The organism is Marinobacter sp. NFXS9 (genome assembly GCF_040148665.1).
GTDB lineage: Bacteria > Pseudomonadota > Gammaproteobacteria > Pseudomonadales > Oleiphilaceae > Marinobacter_A > Marinobacter_A mangrovi.
Genome location: NZ_JAGDDW010000007.1, coordinates 43677 through 64048 on the forward strand (window position 1 = coordinate 43677; position 20372 = coordinate 64048).

Below are 20372 nucleotides of genomic sequence, written 5' to 3' on the forward strand. Positions count from 1 at the left end.
CGAATCAGGCTCCTTTTGCCGGCGTTGCATCGGCCTGGCGCAGTTCCACGCTCAGTGGATCCGGGCCCTTGAGCTTGACCCGTTCATTGGCTTTCAGTGTCAGGGTCTGCCCCACCACGTCCGGCTGGATCGGCAGTTCCCGGGCGCCCAGGTCAATCAGCGTCGCCAAGATGATGCCGGCCGGGCGGCCGTAGTCGAAGATCTCGTTCATGGCAGCGCGGATGGTGCGCCCGCTCATGATGACGTCGTCCACCAGGATGATGTGGCGGTCTTCGGTCTCGAAAGGCAGATGGGAGGGCCGGACTTTGGGATTGAGTCCGATCCGGGAAAAATCGTCCCGGTAGAAGGAGATATCCAGTTCACCGAAAGGCTCGTCCAGGCCCAGGCGCTTGTGCAGGATATCGGCGAGCCAGACACCCCCGGTTCGGATGCCGATCAGTACCGGCCGCTCGATGCCACGCTCCTTGAGGAGGCGGCGCAGGCCCTGCTCGAGATCGTCGAGCAACGCGTCCACGTTCAGCAATGCCGTCATTGTAGTCCCCCGTGCGAACAGCGGCGCTAGTCTATCATGGCCGACCGGGGGAAGCAGCGGGCAGGCAGTGTCCGCAAGGCAGGAGTCCGGCTGTCAGCCGTGGCTGGAAAACCAGGTCTCCAGGATGATGACCGCCGCCAGGTCGTCGACACCGTGGGTGCCGAAATCGCGGGAGCCGCCGCGGGCCATGACCTCGCCCTTGGCTTCAAAGCTGCTGAGGCGCTCGTCCACCATGTCCACCGGATGATGGAAACGGCCGTGTAGGCGCTTGCCGAACTTGCGGGCACGCAGGCACATCTCGCTTTCGGTGCCGTCCATGTTCAGCGGCAGGCCGACCACAAACAGGTTGGGCTGCCATTCCTCGACCACCTTGGCAATCTCATCCCAATTGGGTTGTCCGTCCCGGGCCTTGAGCATGGCCACCGGCTTGGCGGTGCCCAGCATTTCCTGACCCACGGCGATGCCGATGCGACGGGTGCCGAAATCAAACCCCATCACCCGGCGCTGACCGACCTCAGGCATGGCCCACCGTATCGGTCAGCTGGTTAAGGTCGATGCCCATGGCGCGGATGACTTCGGCGTAGCGCTGCTCGCTCTCTACCCGGAACAGCAGGTCGTGATGGGCCGGACACACCAGCCAGCTGCTGGTATTGAGCTCTTCTTCCAACTGGCCGGGCGACCAGCCGGAATAGCCCAGCGCCATCAGGAACTCCGACGGCCCCTCACCGCAGCCAATGGCTTCGAGGATATCGCGGGATGTGGTCATGGTGAGCTGATCGGTAATGGCCATGGAACTCTGCCACTCCCCGAACGGGCGATGCAGGACGAAGCCCCGCTCCGGCTGCACCGGGCCGCCAGCGTAGACGGGCTGGTTGACCTCCTCGCCGTCCAGGTCGAGCTGTTCCAGCACTTCACCCACGGAAATATCCAGCGGCCGGTTGATCACCAGCCCCATGGCCCCGTCGCTGTTGTGCTCACACATGAAGATCACGGTCCCGTGAAAACCCGGGTCCTCAAGATAGGGCGAAGCCACCAGCAGGCGGTTACGGAGTGAATCGTCAGCAATCGTCATAGGATCTAGTATTCGTGCGGAGGCGCGCCGGTGCAAGCCTGGAAATGTGACAGGCCGATGGCAACGCCGGGAGATCAGCCGGAGGACAGGCCCCGGCGCTGGAACGACCAGGTGCGGATAATTTCCAGCTGGTCGAACTGGTCACGCATTTTATCCGAGAACGGGGCGAAAGGCGCGGACAGACGCACAATGCGGATCGCCGCATCGTCCAGCACCTTGTTGCCGGAGGAGTTGAGGATCTGCACGTCCTTGACGCTGCCGTCCTTCTCCAGCACCACGACCATGCGCAGGGAGCCGTAGATGCCCGAGCGGCGGGCTTCCGGCGGATAGTTGAGGTTGCCGACGCGGGTCACCTTGCTGACCCAGTTCTGCACGTACCAGGCGTTATCGGATTTGAGCGTGGAGGCCGCCGTCACCCGCTTGATCCGCGGTTTCTTGGCGTAGGCGCGTTGCTGCTGGTCGAGCCGGGCTTCCAGGCTGGCAATCTCCAGACTGCGGTCCATCAGGCTCTTTTTCTTCTTCACCGGCGCCTTCTCAACCGGCTTCTCTTTCTCTTTTTCCTGCTGCGCCGGACGCGACTTGGCCGTCGTGGTGACGACCTGCTTTTCCGGCTGGGGCTTGGGTTCCGGCTGAGATTGCTGCACCGGCTGGGGCTGGACAGGTTTGACCTGGGTATTCTGCACCGGGGCCTGGTGCGTGGTGGTCAGCTCCTGCTTTTCCTGTTCGGTGCCGCTGCCTTTCTGGTTGGTCTGCGCCAGGAAGTCGGCCTCTTCGGGCGCCTTCTGGTCATCGTGCTGGGCCAGGGTGATTTCCAGCGTCTCGGCGGCCGGTGCCGGGTCGTCCGGGGCAAACGAAATCCCCAGCACGATGACGGCATGAAGCGCCAGTGCCATAAAAAAGGTAAACGAAAACCGATCGAAATCACTGACCTGGACAGCCATGCTCGCCACTTAATCAACCACTGACCACTGCATGAGACGCGACGGTGCGGCGAAGCGCACCCTCAGATAAGGCCCCAAGTTTGCTGTCTTCGCCGGCACTTGTCCATCCTGCCAACAAATCGTCACAGGATGTCACGGTACGCCGACATCACAACCGGGCTTCGATGGCGTCCAGCAATTGCGACGAAATGTCGATGCCGAATTCCCGGTCCAGTTCGCGCACGCAGGTGGGGCTGGTCACGTTGATCTCGGTGAGGTAGTCGCCGATGACGTCGATACCGACAAAAATCAGCCCCTTCTCTTTCAGCGTCGGCGCGATGCGCTCGCAGATTTCCCGGTCCCGATCGGTCAGCGGGCGGCCTTCGCCGCGACCACCGGCCGCCAGGTTTCCCCGGTTCTCGCCCTGGGACGGAATGCGTGCCAGTGCATAGGGAATCGGCTCGCCATCGATCATCAGGATGCGCTTATCGCCGTCCTTGATCGCCGGCAGGAACTTCTGCGCCATAATCTGGTGATTGCCGTCGTTGGTCAGCGTTTCGATGATGACCCCCAGGTTGGCGTCACCTTCCTTCACCCGGAAGATGGACTTGCCGCCCATGCCGTCCACCGGCTTCATGATCACGTCGCCGTGGCGGGCATAGAATTCCCGCAGGCGCTCGGCGGAGCGGGTCACCACCAGCGGCGGCGTACAGTCGATAAAGCGGGTGGCAAACAGCTTTTCATTGCAGTCGCGCAGCGCGTTCGGCGGATTGACCACCAACGCGCCCTGGTCGGCGGCGGCATCGAGAATATAGGTGGCCATCATGAATTCCCGGTCCACCGGCGGATCCTTGCGCATCAGGATCACATCCAGTTCGCCCAGGGCCATTTCGAACTCATCGCCGAAGCTGTACCAGTCGTCCGGGTCCATGCGCACCGTCAGTTCGCGCACCCGGGCGCGGGCTTCGCCACCGTCCAGGAAGAGGTCGTGCTGCTCCATGTAGATCAGCTCCCAGCCCCGCTGCTGGGCGGCCCACAGCATCGCCAGCGACGTGTCCTTCTTGTAGTGGATGTCTTCGATGGGATCCATGACGATACCGAGTCTGACGGTCATAGCGCGACTTCAACCTCTTTCTGGAAACAGGAACGGGTCAGCAGAGCAGCCCGACGCTCAGGTGCTATGCTGGCAGGCACAGCGGATATTTCCGGGCCGGACCGATGGTAGTGCACCGTCGTTCAGTATGCATTACCCAAAACTGCCGAATCACTACGCAAAAGCCGGCCCCGCAAGCGCTCTTGTAAGCGCAAGAGTACATTTGGTCACAAACTTATGCTTTTTCTCAAGCGACCTATAATCTATAAATAGTCAGGCTTTATAGAACGCCCCTTGAATGTGTGTTAAAAAGGCCCGTCAAATCTCCCACTGGTCTCGGAAACCGGTCTGACGGCGCCAACGAAGCCGGGCTGGAAGCAAGGCCAGCTACCGAATCGACTGCGTGACCGGCTGGAACAGCCAGAGTGATTCGAATCGGAGCTGAACAACAACGATCCTGTAGAGCGCAAGGCTGTTGGATAATGGATGACAACTTCGAAAACCTGAAGATTATGGTGATTGACGATAGCAAGACGATTCGTCGCACCGCCGAAACCCTTCTCAAAAAGGTTGGCTGTGAAGTCATCACCGCAACGGATGGATTCGATGCCCTGGCCAAGATTGCCGACACCCAACCTGACATCGTGTTCGTCGATATCATGATGCCACGCCTGGACGGCTACCAGACCTGCGCCCTGATCAAGAACAACTCCGCGTTCAAGAAGACTCCCGTCATCATGCTCTCCAGCAAGGACGGCCTTTTCGACAAGGCCAAGGGACGTATAGTCGGTTCCGACCAGTACCTGACCAAGCCTTTCAGCAAGGACGAACTGCTGAACACCATTCGTCAGTACGTTCCCACGGCGGAACAGTAAACCGATTGATACAACGCATTTATCGAGGAACTCATGGCCCGCATCCTGATTGTCGACGACTCTCCGACCGAGGTTAAGAAAATCTCCAGCATCCTGGAAAAGCACCAGCATGAAGTGCTCTCCGCGGACAACGGTGCCGATGGCGTCGCCAAGGCCCGCGCCGAACAGCCCGACCTGGTCCTGATGGACGTCGTCATGCCCGGGCTCAACGGTTTCCAGGCTACCCGTCAGCTGACCCGCTCACCGGACACGGCTTCCATTCCCGTGGTGATCGTCACCACCAAGGATCAGGAAACCGACCGCGTCTGGGGCACCCGTCAGGGCGCCAAGGGCTATCTGGTCAAACCCGTCAACGAAGATGAGCTGATCAAGACGATTGCCAGTCTGATCGCCTGACCGCCAGTATGGAGTAAGCATGTCCGCCCAGGCTGCCCCTTTTGCCGTACTGACGGATATCGCCCGGCGTAGCAAGGCCCTCGCTTCGGGCCTGCCGGCCCAGCAGGAAGCCATTGAGCTGTGGAATGGCATCGGCTTCACGCTGGCCGGACAACGCTACGTCGCCCCGATGGGCGAAGTGGTCGAAATTCTTCACGTCCCCCGGTACACCCATATACCGGGGGTTCGTCCATTTATGCTCGGCGCGGCGAACGTCCGTGGCCGGCTGCTGCCCCTGATTGACCTCGCCCACTTCTTTGAGCTGGGTCGCAGTTCCCGCAGTCACCGGGAGCGTCGCGTGCTGGTCATCGAACAGGGCGACGTGTTCAGTGGCCTGGTCGTGGACAGCGTCTCAGGCATGCAGTATTTCGCGCTGGAAAGCTTCACCGAAGATCCGGCGCAAGTCCCAGACATCGTTCAGCCTTTCGTTCACGGAGGCTATCGACGCAACGAAGAAACCTGGAATGTGTTCTCGACCTTCGCACTGATGGACGATGAGCGTTTCCTGGATGTTTCTCAGTGGTGAACAGGACGGCAGGGCCTGCTCACTGAATCCCCAGACCCGAAGGACCAACTTGCCGACATAAGGCCGGGAGCCAGAAAATGAAGAAAAGAGCCGGAAGATTCAATGCGGGTCAGGGCGCCAACAAGCTGGTTGGCGGCCTGATCGGTGCATTGATCGTACTGACCGTCCTGCTCGTTGCTGTGCTGTTCATCATCAACCGCGACAGCCGCCACGATCAGGAATACATCGCCCACGCCAGTGAGCTGCGGGTCCTGTCACAGGAGATCGCGAAAAACGCCTCGGAAGCGGCCGGCGGTACGCCGGAAGCGTTCGACCAGCTGCAGCGCTCCCGTGACCAGTTCGCCAAACTCTGGGGATTCCTCACCGAAGGCAATCCGGAGACCGGTCTTCCGGCGAGTGAGCTGGCCACCAAGAGCGGCGTACAGGCCGACTGGAACGCCGTTCGCGAACGCGCCGACACCATTATCTCCACCCGCGAGGCGGTGCTCGGCCTGCACAAGGTGGCCCAGACTCTGAACGAGAACATCCCGCAGCTGCAGGTGGAGTACGACGACATCGTACAGATCCTGCTGGATAACGACGCGCCGGCGGAACAGGTTGCCCTGGCCCAGCGTCAGTCCCTGCTGGCGGAACGGATCGTGCGCTCGGTCAACAACGTATTGTCCGGTGACGAAGACGCGGTGATCGCCGCCGACCGTTTCGGTCGCGACGCCAAGCTGTTCGGTCGCGTCCTCGACGGCCAGACCAACGGCAACGCCGCCATGGGCATCTCCAAGGTCCAGGACGAAGACGCCCGCTACGGTCTGGACGCGGTTTCCGAACTGTTCGAGTTCGTCTCCCAGAACGTTGACGCCATCCTGGACGCCTCCCCGGACCTGTTTACCGTCCGCCGCGCGTCCAACGAGATCTACCAGAGCTCCCAGGCCCTGCTGAACGAAACGTCCACACTGGCGGATCAATTCCGTGACCAGGCCGACTCCCGCCTGATCAGCCCGATGCTGGCGTACATCCTGCTGGCCGCCCTGGCTGCCGTTATCGTCGTCATCGGTCTGACCATCTACCGGACCTCCCAGGCGCGACTGGCGTCGACCCAGGACCAGAACGAACAGAACCAGAACGCGATCCTGCGACTGCTGGACGAACTGGCCGACCTGGCCGATGGTGACCTGACCACCGAGGCCACGGTCACCGAGGACTTCACCGGGGCCATCGCCGACTCCATCAACTACGCGATCGACCAGATGCGCGGGCTGGTACAGTCCATCCGGGGTACCGCGGTTCGAGTCTCCTCAGCCGCCCAGGAAACCCAGGCGACAGCGATGCACCTGGCCGATGCTTCCGAGCACCAGGCCCAGGAAATTGCCGGTGCCTCTGCGGCCGTAAACGAAATGGCCGTGTCCATCGACCAGGTCTCCTCGAACGCCGCCGAATCTTCCGCGGTTGCGGAGCGGTCGGTTGCGATCGCGAAGAAAGGCGCGGAAGTGGTACAGAACACCATCCGCGGCATGGACAACATCCGTGAGCAGATCCAGGAAACGTCCAAACGGATCAAGCGTCTGGGTGAATCCTCCCAGGAAATCGGTGACATCGTCTCCCTGATCAACGACATCGCCGACCAGACCAACATTCTGTCCCTGAACGCCGCGATCCAGGCCTCCATGGCCGGTGACGCCGGTCGAGGCTTCGCGGTGGTTGCGGACGAGGTTCAGCGCCTCGCGGAACGTTCCTCTGCGGCGACCAAGCAGATCGAAGCCCTGGTTAAGACGATCCAGTCTGACACCAACGAGGCGGTTATCTCCATGGAACACACCACCGCCGAGGTGGTCCGTGGTGCCCGTCTGGCCCAGGACGCGGGTGTGGCCCTCGAGGAAATCGAGAACGTCTCGATGAACCTCGCGGAACTCATCCAGAACATCTCCAACGCGGCCCGTCAGCAGGCGTCGTCCGCGGCTCACATCTCCAACACGATGAACGTTATCCAGGAGATCACCTCGCAGACCTCCTCCGGTACCAACGCGACCGCGAAGTCGATCGGTAACCTGGCCGAAATGGCCGGTGAGCTGCGCTCCTCCGTTGCCGGCTTCACGCTGCCGGAGGAAGATCTGCCGGAAGAAGAAGAGGAAGACAGCGACGTTCCCGTGGTGAGCTGATAGCGGGGTGCAAGTGACGACGCCGGAAAGCACGGCTGAATCATGATCATGGCCGAAACGCGCGACGACAGATCCGCCGGTATCTGGACGCTGCGGCCCCTTCCCCAGATGGACGGGGCCCAGTTCCAGCAGTGGCAGACGCTACTGGAAGAGCGGACCGGAATGACCCTGACGCCGGATCGACAATCGTTCCTGCAGACCAATCTGGGCATCCGGATGCGCGAAATCGGTTGCGAGACCTATCAGGCCTATTACGAGAAAGTGGTTTCCGGCCCCGGCGCGATCGTCGAGTGGGCCACCCTGGTGGACCGACTCACCGTTCAGGAAACCCGCTTCTTTCGTGATCCGGACGCCTTTCGACTGGTCTCGGACTATGTCATGACCCGGCCACGGGACAGCCTCAAGAAACGCCCCCTGGAAGCCTGGAGCGTGGGCTGTTCCACCGGCGAAGAACCGTACACCCTGGCGATGCTGCTGGATCAGTGCATGCAGCAGCTGGAACTGGCCCCCCTGTTCGGGGTGACCGGATCGGACATCAGCAAGCCGGCCCTGGAAAAGGCACAGAGAGGGGTATTCGGGGGTCGCAGGCTATCCACAACAGAGCCTGCGGTGCGGGACCGTTACTTCCATCCGGCTGCCGGCAATGAATGGGCAATCGACCCGGCGATCAAACAGCGGGTCTGTTTTACCCGACTGAACGTGCTGGACCTGAATCAGGCACCGATGCATGGCATGAATATTATTTTCTGCCAGAACCTGCTGATCTACTTCCGCCGCTGGCGGCGCAGGGAAATCGTCAGGCGACTGACCGAACGACTGGCACCGGGCGGACTCCTGGTGCTGGGTCAGGGCGAACTGACGGATTGGCAGCATCCCTCCCTGCAGCGGGTGCCATCGGATAGCGTGCTGGCGTGGATCAAACGCCAGACAGACGAAGAATAACCGGAGTGGTTATGGGCAATCACCATGACAGCATCGCCCTGGATTGGGTTAGGGGCGAAATTCAGGACACCCTGAAACAGGGTCAGCAGGCATTGGAAGCCTATGTCGACAATCGTGACGACACGGCACGCCTGCGTTTTTGCCTGAACTATCTCCATCAGGTGCACGGCACCCTGCAGATGGTCGAACTCTATGGTGCGGCCCTGCTCACCGAAGAGATGGAAAAGCTCGCCCAGGCCGTCCTCAACGACGCTACCAGCAACGTCGATGAAGCCATCGAAGTCCTGATGCAGGCGATCCTGCAGCTACCGCAGTACCTGGAGCACCTGGACAGCAACCGCGATGATTTCCCGCTGGCGCTGCTGCCGCTGCTCAATGACCTGCGCGCTGCCCGTGGCGAAGCCCTGCTTTCCGATACCTCGCTGTTCAAGCCGGACCTGTCGGCGGCGGATTTCAAGGCCAACCCGGCCGCCACCCAGCGCCTGCAGGATCCGAAGGTCCTGGGCCACGTGCGCAAGCTGCGTCAGATGTTCCAGTTTGCGCTGGTCGGCATCATCCGCGAAGCCGAACTAGACTCCCACTTCGACTATATGGACAAGGTGATCCAGCGGGTCATCAAACTGTGCCAAGGCACGCCCCGCGGTGAACTCTGGCAGGCTGCCGGTGGTTTCCTGGACACGCTCAAGAGCCGGCACAACCCGATCAACTCTGCCGCCAAATCCCTGCTGCGCCAGCTGGATGCCGAACTCAAGCGCCTGCTGGACGAACACGGCGACATCCTGCAGCAACCGGTGCCCGAGGCGCTTTTCAAGCACCTGCTGTACTACGTCGCCCGTGCCGACGACCTGGGCATGCCCCGGGTCAACGACCTGCGCAGCCGCTATAAGCTGGCGGACGCCCTGCCCTCCGACGAATCCGTCGACGATGCCCGCCAGCGGGTTTCCGGACCGGGTCGCGAGGCCATCCAATCCGTGGTCAGCGCCCTCAACGAGGAACTGGCCCGCCTGAAAGACCAGCTCGATCTGTTTGTGCGTGCCGAGTTCCGCCAGAACAGCGAACTGGAAGAATTGCTGCCGGGTCTGCAACAGGTGGCCAATACCCTGGCGGTCCTGGGTCTGGGCATCCCGCGCCGTGTGGTCACCGAGCAGATCGAAATCGTCCAGCGCCTCAGCCACGATGACGAGCCGGCCGACGACGGCATCCTGATGGACATCGCCGGCGCCCTGCTCTACGTCGAAGCCACCCTGGCCGGACTCGAAAAAGAACGTCAGACCCATTCCGAAGACACCGGCGACGCCGTCCAGTACGGCACCCAGGAACTGAACGATGCGAACCGGGCGCTGCTGCGCGAGTCCCGCAATTCCCTGGAACAGGTCAAGACCGCCATCGTCAATTTCATTGCCGCCCAGTGGGACCGGCGTGAAATCGAGCATGTCCCGGGCCTGCTGCACAGCATCCGCGGCGGCCTGCAATTGATCCCGCTGGAGCGTGTCGGCGACATGCTCGCGTCCGCCGAGCGCTACGTTACCGATGTCCTGCTGGACGGACAGCGCGTCCCGGACTGGCAGCAACTGGACACCCTGGCGGACATGGTGACCAGTATCGAATATTATCTGGAGCGTCTGGCGGAAGGCATTGAGGACAACGAAAGCGTCCTCAAGATCGCCGAAGACAGCCTGCGCAGCCTGGGCTTCCCGGTAGGCGAAGAACCCACCTGGAACAATGAGCCAGCTGTCACATCCGCCGAGCCAGAACCGGCGCCGGCCGCCTCCGGACCAGACATCCCGAAAACCTCCGATGCCGACCTGGTGGACGACGAAATCCTCGAAATCTTCATTGAGGAAGCCGAGGAAGTCCTGGCCACCATTCGCGATTTCTACCCGCGTCTGCGTCAGGATCACGACGATCGCGAAGCGCTCACCGAAGTCCGTCGCGCGTTCCATACCCTCAAGGGCAGCGGTCGACTGGTGGGCGCCACCAGCATTGGCGAACTGGCCTGGGCGGTGGAGAACCTGCTCAACCGCGTGATCGACCAGAGCGTGCGTCCTACTGAAGAACTGTTTGCCCTGGTGGATACCGTCATTGATCGCATCCCGGGCCTGATCGCCGAGTTCCGTGACGGCAGCGCCGATGGCGACGTCAGCGACCTGATTGCCCAGGCCGACGCTCTGGCCACCACCCGCAAGACCGGCCCGGACGGCGAAACCACCGCTGAAACGGCAGCCGACGCCGCCGAACCGATCGCCGAGAGCGCGCCTGAAGCGACGACCGACGACACCGCCGAATCCGCCGCGCCGTCGCAGGACGACGGAACCGACGACGACCTCATCGATGACGAAATCCTCGAGATCTTCATCGAGGAAGCGGGCGAGGTGCTGGAGACTATCCGCGAATACCTGCCCATGCTGCTGCGCCAGTTTGACGATCGGACCGCACTGGCCGAAGTCCGCCGGGCGTTCCATACCCTCAAGGGCAGCGGCCGTATGGTGGGCGCAAGCGCCGTCGGCGAGCTCGCCTGGGCGGTTGAGAACATGCTCAACCGGGTGATCGACGGCAGCGTGTTCATGAACGACGACATCGCCCGCCTGCTGGACGACGTGGTTGGCGTGATTCCGGCCCTGGTCAGCGATTTTGAGGCCCGCCGCCCGGCGTCGCTGGACACCTCACCGCTGGAAGCCCGGGCGACCGCGCTGGCCAACGGCGAGATCCTGGAATCCAGCCGCATGCCGGAAGACAGCGACAGTGCCGGATTCGAGCCGGATGCATCAGCGGTCGAGACCACCGCTGGAGACCCGCACGAACGGGCGGAAGACGATGACGCCGGCGACGAACAACTGGTGGACCCGGTCCTGCTGGACATCTTCGAGAGCGAAACCGAAACCCATCTGCAGGCGCTCAAACAATTCCTGGCGGAGGCCGAAGGCCGCGAAACCACCGCCTACACCGATGGCCTGTCCCGCGCCCTGCATACCCTGAAAGGCTCGGCCCACACCGCCGGCATCGAGCCGCTGGCGACCATCATCTCGCCGCTGGAAAAATTCGTGAAAACGGCCCGCGCCGAGAACCATCGCGCCGATCGCGACGTGATGGCCCTGCTGGCCGACGCCTGCGACTTCATCGAGCGTGGCCTGGGGCAGATCCGCTCTGCGCCGCAGCAACCGCTGTCAGGCACGGAGGCGTTCCTCGAACGCCTGGATATGCTCGCCACCCGCACCCTGTCGTCCAATCCGGTCAGCACCGAAAATGCGGAAGCCGAGCACCGCCCGGACCCGCAGCTCATTCAGCTGTTCCTGAACGAAGGCCTGGATATCCTGCTGGACGCTGACTCCATCCTGGACGCCTGGGCCGCGGCACCCGGCGAGAACGAACAGCTCGACAAGCTGGTGCTGGAACTGCGCCAGCTGGCCCGCGGCGCCGATGTGGCCGGCCTGGCCGATGTGTCTGAACTGGCGGACCGGCTCGAGCGGACCTATGCCGCCGTGTTCGACGCCAAGGCCCAGCCGGACAGCGAGTTCTTCAGCGTTGCCCGCGCCGGCCATGAAGCCCTCATCAACATGATGGACCAGGTGGCCGCCGGTCTGGCGACCAAGCCAGACGACGACCTGCTTGGCAAACTGCAGGCCCAGCTCGACCAATTCCGCGAACAGGCCGACTCCAGCTTCGCCCAGGATCTGGAGGACATCGACAACAGCTTCGAGGAAGACCTGGAGCTGCCGACCCTGGACGTCGAAGCCGACGAACCCGGCGCCGCCGAGGTCGAAACACCGGAAACCGACGACGGTCTCGACTCCGAGCTGGTCGAGATCTTCCTGGAGGAAGCCCGCGACCTGATCGAAGGCACCGGCGAACGCCTGCAACAATGGACCGAGCAGCCGTCCGACACCGAATTGCTGCGCCACCTGCAGCGCGACCTGCACACCCTCAAGGGCGGCGCGCGCCTGGCCGACATCAGTGCCATCGGCGACCTGTCCCACGAGCTGGAAACCCTGTTTGAAGGCTTGACCGACAACCGGCTCAGCACCCGCGAGGACCTCGAAGACCTCCTGCTGCGCAGCCACGACCGGCTCGCGGCCATGGTGGACGCGATCAGTACCGGTGACCAGCCGCGCCCGGCGCCGGACCTGATCCAGGAGATCCAGGCCTACATCAGTCAGCATGCCGGCGCCAGCGATGCGACCTCATTCGACGCCGAATCCGAGGACGAGATCGAGCTTGAGCTGCCGCAACTGGATGTTGCCGAAGAGGACGAGTCCGACGCACCGGATGCGACCGAGACGGACGACGCCGAGCCGGTGGAACGCACTGGCGCGCTGCAGAACCTGGATCCGGAACTGGCGGAAATCTTCCTTGAGGAAGCCGGCGACATCATTGATACCACCGCCGAGCAGCTGCACCAGTGGCAGGGCAACCCCGACCAGCCGGAGTTGGTCAAAGAACTCCAGCGCGAACTGCACACCCTCAAGGGCGGCGCCCGCATGGCGGACATCGCGCCAGTGGCCGATATTGCCCATGAAATGGAAACGCTGTTCGAGCGCATCGTCGAAGGCCGCCTGAAAGCCACGCCGGAGCGTACCGATGTCGCCCTGCGCGCCCACGATCAACTGGCAACGATGGTGGACGCCATCGCCGAAGCTGGACAGTGTCCGGAAGCGCCGGACGTCCTGGATGCCCTGAAAGCCGCTCTGACCGATTCACCGGCGGTGGAAGACGTCACCGAGACACCGGACGAAGAACCGGCGGCGCCCGAAGCCGAAGCCGAAGCCGAAGCCGAAGCCGAAGCCGAAGCCGAAGCCGACGAGAGCGTATTCGACGACGCCCTCCTGGTGGAAGCCATGGATCAGGCCGCTGCGGACGACGACACCGCGGATGGCGAGGATCTCGACCAGGAGCTGGTCAGCATCTTCCTGGAAGAGGCCTACGACTTGGTCAACTCCACCGCCAGCACCCTGCACAGCTGGACCGAAGATCCCAGCAACACCAGGCTGGCCGGCGAACTGCAACGCGACGTGCATACCCTCAAGGGCGGTGCCCGCATGGCCGGTGTCGACGCCATTGGCGATCTGACCCACGTGCTGGAGGACCTGTTCGAGCGCGTGGCTGAAGGCCGCCTGGACGCCACGTCCGAGATGACCGACCTGCTGTTTGCCTGCCACGACCGGCTGGCGCAGATGGTGGAGCAAGTGGCCGCGCAGAAACCCTGCGAGCCGGCCACCGCACTGATCGAGCGCGTCGAAGCCATCCTGTCCGGCCGGGCCGACACGGAAACGCCGGCTGAAGACAGCGCGCCGGTTGACGTGCCGCCGGTGGAGATGGATGAGACGCCTGCAGAACCGGCCGCAGCCGACAGCGAGCCGCTGGATCGGGACGACGACCTGATCGGCATCTTCCTGGACGAAGGCGTGGAGATCCACGACGCCATCAAGGAATGCCTGGCGCAATGGCGCGAAGAGCCGGAGGCCCTGGGCAGCATGACGTCGCTGCTGCAGGAACTGCACACCCTCAAGGGCGGTGCCCGACTGGCCGACGTCGATCCCATCGCGGACCTGGCGGAAACCTGGTACGAACGCCTGGAATCGACCCTGGCCGATGCCGCCGACGGCGCCGCCGCGCTGGCCCTCAGTGAGAAAGCCTCGGCCCAATTGGCGCAGATGCTGCGCGATATCGAGGAAGGCCGTGCGCCGGTGGCCGACGCCGAGCTGATCGAAGCGCTGGCACAGGGCGTCACGCCGGTAGACGACGACGCTCCGGCGACCGCCGAGAGCGAACAGGCCCAGCCTGAAAGCGTCGATCCGGAAGTCCTGGAAATCTTCCTGGAAGAAGCGGGCGAACTGCTCGACCAGATCGAAAACCTGCTGGAAGACTGGCGCAAAGAGCCGTCCAGCGACCACTTCAACCGCGAGCTGCAACGGGCCCTGCATACCCTCAAGGGCGGTGCACGCCTGGCGCAACTGGTTGAACTGGGCGATCAGGCCCACGCCTTCGAAACCCGCCTGATTGACTTGGGCGGCAACGAACCCGACAGCGCCACCTGGAACGCCATTACCCGGGATCACGACACCCTCACCGACATGGTGGGTGAGATCCGTAAACGCTACGAAGACGCCGGCGCCGGCCCGGTCACCCTGCCCAGCAGCCCGGAGACCAAGGCAGACACCCCGGATGAGGCCACGCCTGCGGCGGAGCCATCCGCCGAAGCCGCACCGGACGCCAAACCGGAGTCACAGGCCAAGCCGCAACCCAAGCCGCCGGCCAAAAAAGCCCGGAACCGCAAGGCGGACCCGGCCCGTGCCGCGCAGGAAACCATCCGCGTCAACGCGCCGCTGCTGGACGAACTGGTCAACCTGGCCGGTGAAACCAGTATCACCCGTAGCCGCCTGGAGCAGCAGTCCAGTGACTTCGGCCACACGCTGGACGAGATGGCCGCAACCATCGAACGTCTGCGCGAACAGCTGCGCCGGATGGACATCGAGACCGAAGCCCAGATCCTGTTCCGCGCCGAAAAAGAGCACGGACCGGACTACGGCGAGGACTTCGATCCGCTGGAGATGGACCGTTACTCCTCCATCCAGCAGCTGTCCCGGGCCCTGAGTGAATCCGCCTCGGATTTGGCGGACCTGCGCGAGACCATGTCCGACCGGACCCGCGACACCGAAACCCTGCTGGTCCAGCAGTCCCGGATCAACACCGAGCTGCAGGAAGGCCTGATGAAGACGCGGATGAACCCGTTCGCGTCCATGGTGCCGCGCCTGCGCCGGATCGTTCGCCAGATCAGCGGCGAGCTGGGCAAGAAGGTGGAGTTTGACGTCCGCAACGCCGAAGGCGAAATGGACCGCAACATCCTCGAACGGATGGTGGCGCCACTGGAGCACATGCTGCGTAACGCCCTCGACCACGGCATCGAAACACCCGAGGACCGCCGCAAGGCCGGCAAGCCGGAAACCGGCGAGATTATCCTCTCGCTGACCCGCGAAGGCGGTGAAGTGGTGCTGCGGATGATGGACGATGGCGCCGGCATCCGCACGTCCGCCGTCCGTGAGAAAGCCATCAAACAGGGCTTGCTGCGCAAAGACGAGGATCTGTCCGACCGCGAGATTCTGCAGTTCATCCTGCAGCCCGGTTTCTCCACCGCTGCGCAGGTCACGCAGATCTCCGGCCGTGGCGTGGGCATGGACGTGGTGGCCAGCGAAATCAAACAGCTCGGCGGCAGCCTGGACATCGACTCGATGCTGGGTCAGGGCACCACCTTCACCGTGCGCCTGCCGTTCACGGTCTCGGTCAACCGTGCCCTGATGGTCTCCACCGGTGAGGACTTCTACGCCATCCCGCTCAACACCATCGAGGGGATCGTGCGGGTCAGCACCTACGAGCTGGAAGAGTATTACAAGCCGGAGGCGCCGCTGTACGAATACGCCGGTCAGGAATACCGCCTGCAGTACCTCGGCAGCCTGCTGCACAGCGAACACCATCCCAAGCTGCAGGGTCAGGCCCTGCCGCTGCCGGTCATCCTGGTGCGCGGGGCCGAACAGCCCATGGCGCTGCAGGTGGACAGCCTGATGGGCAGCCGGGAAATCGTGGTCAAATCGCTCGGGCCGCAGTTCTCGTCCGTGCGGGGCGTCTCCGGTGCCACCATTCTGGGTGACGGTAACGTGGTCGTGATCCTCGACCTGCCGGCGATGATCCGCTCCGACATGCTGTCCGAGCGCCAGCGCCTGGCGGATCTGGAAGCGGCCCAGGCCCAGGCCCGCCGCGAGGACCGCGAAACCCTGGTCATGGTGGTTGACGACTCGGTCACCGTGCGCAAGGTGACCTCGCGCCTGCTGGAGCGTAATGGCATGGAGGTCATCACCGCGAAGGACGGTCTGGACGCTGTGGCTCAACTGCAGGATCACCGCCCGGACATCATCCTGCTGGATATCGAGATGCCGCGGATGGACGGTTTCGAAGTGGCCAGCTTCGTGCGCCACGACGACAGCCTGCGCGACACGCCCATTTGCATGATCACCTCGCGAACCGGACAGAAGCACCGGGAGCGGGCCCTGGCGTTGGGCGTGAATGAGTATCTGGGCAAGCCGTTCCAGGAAACCCAGCTGCTTGACACCATTGAGCGCCTGACCGGGAATCAGTGATGACCCGCGAGGTACTGCCGCCGGGCGTGGCTATCGTTTCCGATAGCCCGCTCCAGCGGCGCCGACTGCAGGATGCCGTCGGAAAATTCGGCCTGGACAGCCGCTTTACCGGGGACCCGGATCGCCTGCTGGCGCAGCCGGCGATCCCGGACGTTGAACTCTGGCTGGTGACGCTTGAAGACGAAGCCGATCATCCCACGCTGTTCGATTTCCTGCTGGAGAATACCGAGGCGCCGATCCTGTTCGGTGTGGACGAGGCTCCGGCACCTGGCACGACCGAGGCCTTTCGCTGGGAACGGCGCCTGCTGGATAAACTGGAACAGCAGCTGGGCGAGCTGGAACAGCTGGACAGCGCCACGACATTAGAGGCGCTGGATCATCCGGAAGAGCCGATAACCCGACGGGAGCGGCCAGCCTGGATTCCCGCCGGCAAGACGGATGAGCCGGCCGAGGAGATCTGGATTCTGGGAGCATCACTGGGCGGTCCGGCCGCGGTGAAAACGTTCCTCGACAACTTGCCGCCGGGGCTGCCGGTCGGCTTTGTCTATGCCCAGCACATCGACGGTCATTTTACCGAGGTGCTGACCCGGGTGCTTGGGCGCCACGCGGACTACAGCCTGCGCCGGGCCGAAACCGGCTATCGGGTACGCAACGGCGACGTGGTGCTGCTGCCGGTGGAAAACGAGTGGTACCTGGACGACAGCGGCCGTCTGCAGGAAAAGGCGACGCCGTGGCCCGGTCCCTATGGACCGTCCATTGACCAGGTGCTGCTCAATGTGGCCGACCATTACCGCGACCGCTGCCATGCTATCCTGTTTTCCGGCATGGGCAACGATGGCGCCATTGCGGCCCCACTGCTGCATGCCTACGGTAGCCGCATATGGGTCCAGAACAGTGAAAGCTGCGGCAACAGCTCGATGCCGGACTCGATCCGGGCCACGGGCTGCACCAGTTTCGTCGGCGATCCGGCGCAACTGGCCCGAAAACTGACGCAAACCCTTGAAGAAGCCTGTTTGCTCAAGCGCAAGCAGGATCGCGATTCCGCCTGAGGACGACACCATGGCCGACAATTCCCAAGTCCTTCCCTGCGTACTGATTCCGGTGACGGATCGGCAGCTGCTGCTGCCCAACGTTTCCATCGCCGAAATCGTCGACTATGCCGAGCCGGAAGCGGCCGATGGCGGCCCCGAGTGGCTGATCGGCTACCTCAACTGGCGCGGCCTGCGCCTGCCGGTCATCTCCTACGACGCGGCCAACGGGGGCCAGGGAGCCCGCCCGGATGGCGCCCGCGGACGGATTGCGGTACTCAATACCATCAGCGACAGTCACCAGGCGATGCCGTTCCTGGCCATGGTGACCCAGGGGATTCCCAGCCAGACCAAGCTGGCCGAGCCCGAGATTCAGCAGGTGTATGGCGACACCGGTCCGGCGGACCTGATGGTGGTGGACGTCGAAGGTCACACGGCCTATATCCCCAATCTCGAATACCTGGAATCCCTCGCCGCCAAATCCTTCGCAGCCTGAACCAGGCGCTGCGGTCGATACGGACCTCGTCCGACCGGGCAATGCGATGTTATAATATTTCATCCATTGACCGATCGGACGCACCATGTCACAGACACCGCTGCCCTACCGCCCGCACAACCACCGGGCCTGTGTGGATCAGGCCCTGGCCGATGCCCATCGCATCTGCAACGACGCCAAGGCCCGCCTGACCCCGACCCGCGAGCGGGTGCTGGAACTGATCTGGCAATCCCATAAACCGCTCGGCGCCTACGACCTGCTCGGCGCGCTGGCCCAGGACGGTCACAACGCCGCGCCGCCCACCGTCTATCGAGCCCTCGACTTTCTCCAGCAGCACGGGCTGGTGCACCGGATCGCGTCCCTGAACGCGTTCGTCGGCTGCGCCCACGCGGGGCATCGCCATACCGGGTTTTTCCTGATCTGCCGGGCCTGTCGCAACGTCCTGGAGCTGTCGGCGCCGCACGTTGCCGAAGCGGTGGACCAAGCGGCGCAGGATGAAGGGTTCGCGGCCGAAGACACTACCCTGGAAATTGCCGGACTGTGTCCCGCCTGCCAGCAGGAGGGCGGCCATGAGTGAGGCGCTGGTCACGCTGGACGATGTCAGTGTGCGCCTGGGCGGCCAGAACATCGTCGATCACGTGCAATTGACCGTCAGCCGCGGCGATATCATTACCGTCATCGGCCCCAATGGCGCCGGCAAAACCACGCTGATCAAGGCCATTCTGGGTCTGCAGGCCATCAGCGGCGGCCGCATCCGACGCACACCGGGTCTGCGTCTGGGGTATGTGCCCCAGCACATCCATTTCCAGCCGACGCTGCCCTTGACGGTGAAGCGCTTCATGGCGCTGACCGGGGCCGCGCCCGCTGATTGCCTGGCGGCCCTGGAGCGGACCGCGGTCCATCATCTCTACGAATCGTCCATTCATCACTTGTCCGGCGGCGAAACCCAGCGCGTGTTGATCGCCCGGGCGCTGGTCCGCCAGCCTGACCTGCTGGTGCTGGACGAGCCGGCCCAGGGGGTCGACGTCAACGGTCAGGCCGAGCTGTACGAACTGATCCGCGAGCTGCGGGACAGCCTCCACTGCGGCGTCATCATGATTTCCCACGACCTGCACCTGGTGATGGCGGCCACCGACAAGGTGCTGTGCCTGAACCAGCACGTCTGCTGCAGCGGCTATCCGGAGCAGATCTCTCACGATCCCGCGTTCGTGGAGCTGTTCGGCCGTCATGTAGCGGACAGCGTCGCCATCTACCATCACCACCACAATCATGACCACAACCTTCATGGCGATGTGGTGGACAACGCGCCAACGGAGATCGGTCACCACCATGCCTCTCATTGATGCCCTGCTCGACGATTTCTTCTGGCGCGCGCTGATCGGCGGCCTGGGTGTGGCGCTGGTGGCCGGTCCACTGGGCTGCTTCGTGGTGTGGCGGCGGATGGCCTACTTCGGCGACACCCTGGCCCACTCGGCCCTGCTGGGCGTGGCCCTGGGCACGCTGCTGCAGATCCAGCTCAGCCTGGGCATCGCGGTGGTCTGCATCGGGCTGGCGCTGCTGCTGGTGGTGCTGTCCCGCAATCGCAGCCTGGCCACGGACACGCTGCTGGGCATCCTCGCCCACAGTGCCCTGGCCATCGGCCTGGTGACCCTGAGCTTCATGCCGGACGTGCGGCTGGACCTGACCGGCTACCTGTTCGGCGACCTGCTGGCCATCAGCCGCACCGATGTGGCCTGGATCTACGGCGGCGCCGCCGTTGTGCTGGCCCTGCTGGCCTGGCTCTGGCGCGGTCTGCTGATGAGCACCATCCATGAGGAACTGGCCAAGGCCGAGGGTCTGCCGGTGGAACGGTTGCGCCTGGGCCTGATGCTGATGTTCTCGCTGGTGATTGCGGTGGCGATGAAGATCGTCGGCGTGTTGCTGATCACCGCGTTGCTGATCATTCCCGCTGCCACTGCCCGGCGCCTGGCCAGCAGCCCGGAGCGGATGGTGGGCCTGGCCATCGTCAGCGGCGTGATCGCTGTGGGTGGCGGCCTGTCCATGTCCTGGTTCCTCGACAGTCCGGCGGGGCCGTCCATCGTGGTATCGGCCTTCCTGCTGTTCCTATTGGTCTACGGACTGGTCCGCGAGCAGCGTCACGGATAACCGACTGTTCCGGCGACAGATCCGCCCGGTTC

The 20372-nt window shown here is 63.4% G+C and carries 16 protein-coding genes; 11 read left to right on the forward strand and 5 right to left on the reverse strand.

Annotated features, from left to right (window positions below):
- Positions 1-4: 4 nt before the first annotated feature.
- From pyrR to gshB, 5 genes are all read right to left on the reverse strand, one after another.
- A complete protein-coding gene (gene pyrR, locus J3364_RS12290) occupies positions 5-532 on the reverse strand; it encodes a bifunctional pyr operon transcriptional regulator/uracil phosphoribosyltransferase PyrR (RefSeq protein WP_123633776.1) in 528 nt (175 codons plus the stop codon).
- Positions 533-625: 93 nt separating this feature from the next.
- On the reverse strand, positions 626-1054 hold the full coding sequence (gene ruvX, locus J3364_RS12295) for a Holliday junction resolvase RuvX (protein ID WP_349558630.1): 429 nt from the start codon (positions 1052-1054) through the stop codon (positions 626-628).
- A complete protein-coding gene (locus J3364_RS12300; protein ID WP_349558632.1) occupies positions 1047-1604 on the reverse strand; it encodes a YqgE/AlgH family protein in 558 nt (185 codons plus the stop codon). Before J3364_RS12300 ends, ruvX begins: the two co-directional genes overlap by 8 nt.
- Positions 1605-1678: 74 nt before the next feature.
- Positions 1679-2545, reverse strand: coding sequence for an energy transducer TonB (locus J3364_RS12305; protein WP_349558633.1), 867 nt, complete (start codon positions 2543-2545; stop codon positions 1679-1681).
- 148 nt (positions 2546-2693) lie between these two features.
- Positions 2694-3638 carry a glutathione synthase gene (gshB, locus tag J3364_RS12310; protein WP_349558634.1) on the reverse strand — a complete coding sequence of 315 codons (945 nt, stop codon included), beginning with the start codon at positions 3636-3638 and terminating at the stop codon, positions 2694-2696.
- Positions 3639-4099: 461 nt separating this feature from the next.
- Between gshB and pilG the strand changes: the two genes are divergently transcribed.
- The 11 genes from pilG to znuB all read left to right on the forward strand — a co-directional run bounded on the left by pilG (position 4100) and on the right by znuB (position 20340).
- A complete protein-coding gene (gene pilG, locus J3364_RS12315) occupies positions 4100-4492 on the forward strand; it encodes a twitching motility response regulator PilG (RefSeq protein WP_123633781.1) in 393 nt (130 codons plus the stop codon).
- A gap of 33 nt (positions 4493-4525) precedes the next feature.
- The gene (gene pilH / locus J3364_RS12320) at positions 4526-4888 is read left to right on the forward strand and encodes a twitching motility response regulator PilH (RefSeq protein ID WP_123633782.1); all 363 of its coding nucleotides are present in this window, start codon (positions 4526-4528) and stop codon (positions 4886-4888) included.
- Between the two features lie 19 nt (positions 4889-4907).
- Entirely contained in the window at positions 4908-5453 is a 546-nt protein-coding gene (locus J3364_RS12325) for a chemotaxis protein CheW (protein WP_349558635.1), read from the forward strand.
- A 77-nt stretch (positions 5454-5530) separates the two neighbouring features.
- Positions 5531-7603 (forward strand): methyl-accepting chemotaxis protein, encoded by a 2073-nt coding sequence (locus tag J3364_RS12330; protein WP_349558636.1) that lies wholly within the window; start codon positions 5531-5533, stop codon positions 7601-7603.
- Positions 7604-7651: 48 nt separating this feature from the next.
- A complete protein-coding gene (locus tag J3364_RS12335) occupies positions 7652-8545 on the forward strand; it encodes a CheR family methyltransferase (RefSeq protein WP_349558637.1) in 894 nt (297 codons plus the stop codon).
- Between the two features lie 11 nt (positions 8546-8556).
- Positions 8557-16671, forward strand: coding sequence for an Hpt domain-containing protein (locus J3364_RS12340; protein WP_349558638.1), 8115 nt, complete (start codon positions 8557-8559; stop codon positions 16669-16671).
- The gene (locus tag J3364_RS12345; RefSeq protein WP_349558639.1) at positions 16671-17720 is read left to right on the forward strand and encodes a chemotaxis protein CheB; all 1050 of its coding nucleotides are present in this window, start codon (positions 16671-16673) and stop codon (positions 17718-17720) included. The genes J3364_RS12340 and J3364_RS12345 overlap by 1 nt, the downstream gene beginning before the upstream one ends.
- 10 nt (positions 17721-17730) lie before the next feature.
- Positions 17731-18195 (forward strand): chemotaxis protein CheW, encoded by a 465-nt coding sequence (locus tag J3364_RS12350; protein WP_349558640.1) that lies wholly within the window; start codon positions 17731-17733, stop codon positions 18193-18195.
- A gap of 85 nt (positions 18196-18280) precedes the next feature.
- On the forward strand, positions 18281-18772 hold the full coding sequence (locus tag J3364_RS12355; RefSeq protein ID WP_203142164.1) for a Fur family transcriptional regulator: 492 nt from the start codon (positions 18281-18283) through the stop codon (positions 18770-18772).
- Positions 18765-19538 carry a zinc ABC transporter ATP-binding protein ZnuC gene (gene znuC / locus J3364_RS12360; RefSeq protein WP_349558641.1) on the forward strand — a complete coding sequence of 258 codons (774 nt, stop codon included), beginning with the start codon at positions 18765-18767 and terminating at the stop codon, positions 19536-19538. Before J3364_RS12355 ends, znuC begins: the two co-directional genes overlap by 8 nt.
- A complete protein-coding gene (gene znuB / locus J3364_RS12365) occupies positions 19525-20340 on the forward strand; it encodes a zinc ABC transporter permease subunit ZnuB (protein ID WP_349558642.1) in 816 nt (271 codons plus the stop codon). The genes znuC and znuB overlap by 14 nt, the downstream gene beginning before the upstream one ends.
- Positions 20341-20372: the final 32 nt, after the last annotated feature.

Coding starts and splice junctions, on each gene's coding strand:
- pyrR (WP_123633776.1), bottom strand. CDS start 532: ATGACGGCATTGCTGAACGTGGACGCGTTGCTCGACGATCTCGAGCAG.
- ruvX (WP_349558630.1), bottom strand. CDS start 1,054: ATGCCTGAGGTCGGTCAGCGCCGGGTGATGGGGTTTGATTTCGGCACC.
- J3364_RS12300 (WP_349558632.1), bottom strand. CDS start 1,604: ATGACGATTGCTGACGATTCACTCCGTAACCGCCTGCTGGTGGCTTCG.
- J3364_RS12305 (WP_349558633.1), bottom strand. CDS start 2,545: ATGGCTGTCCAGGTCAGTGATTTCGATCGGTTTTCGTTTACCTTTTTT.
- gshB (WP_349558634.1), bottom strand. CDS start 3,638: ATGACCGTCAGACTCGGTATCGTCATGGATCCCATCGAAGACATCCAC.
- pilG (WP_123633781.1), top strand. CDS start 4,100: ATGGATGACAACTTCGAAAACCTGAAGATTATGGTGATTGACGATAGC.
- pilH (WP_123633782.1), top strand. CDS start 4,526: ATGGCCCGCATCCTGATTGTCGACGACTCTCCGACCGAGGTTAAGAAA.
- J3364_RS12325 (WP_349558635.1), top strand. CDS start 4,908: ATGTCCGCCCAGGCTGCCCCTTTTGCCGTACTGACGGATATCGCCCGG.
- J3364_RS12330 (WP_349558636.1), top strand. CDS start 5,531: ATGAAGAAAAGAGCCGGAAGATTCAATGCGGGTCAGGGCGCCAACAAG.
- J3364_RS12335 (WP_349558637.1), top strand. CDS start 7,652: ATGGCCGAAACGCGCGACGACAGATCCGCCGGTATCTGGACGCTGCGG.
- J3364_RS12340 (WP_349558638.1), top strand. CDS start 8,557: ATGGGCAATCACCATGACAGCATCGCCCTGGATTGGGTTAGGGGCGAA.
- J3364_RS12345 (WP_349558639.1), top strand. CDS start 16,671: ATGACCCGCGAGGTACTGCCGCCGGGCGTGGCTATCGTTTCCGATAGC.
- J3364_RS12350 (WP_349558640.1), top strand. CDS start 17,731: ATGGCCGACAATTCCCAAGTCCTTCCCTGCGTACTGATTCCGGTGACG.
- J3364_RS12355 (WP_203142164.1), top strand. CDS start 18,281: ATGTCACAGACACCGCTGCCCTACCGCCCGCACAACCACCGGGCCTGT.
- znuC (WP_349558641.1), top strand. CDS start 18,765: ATGAGTGAGGCGCTGGTCACGCTGGACGATGTCAGTGTGCGCCTGGGC.
- znuB (WP_349558642.1), top strand. CDS start 19,525: ATGCCTCTCATTGATGCCCTGCTCGACGATTTCTTCTGGCGCGCGCTG.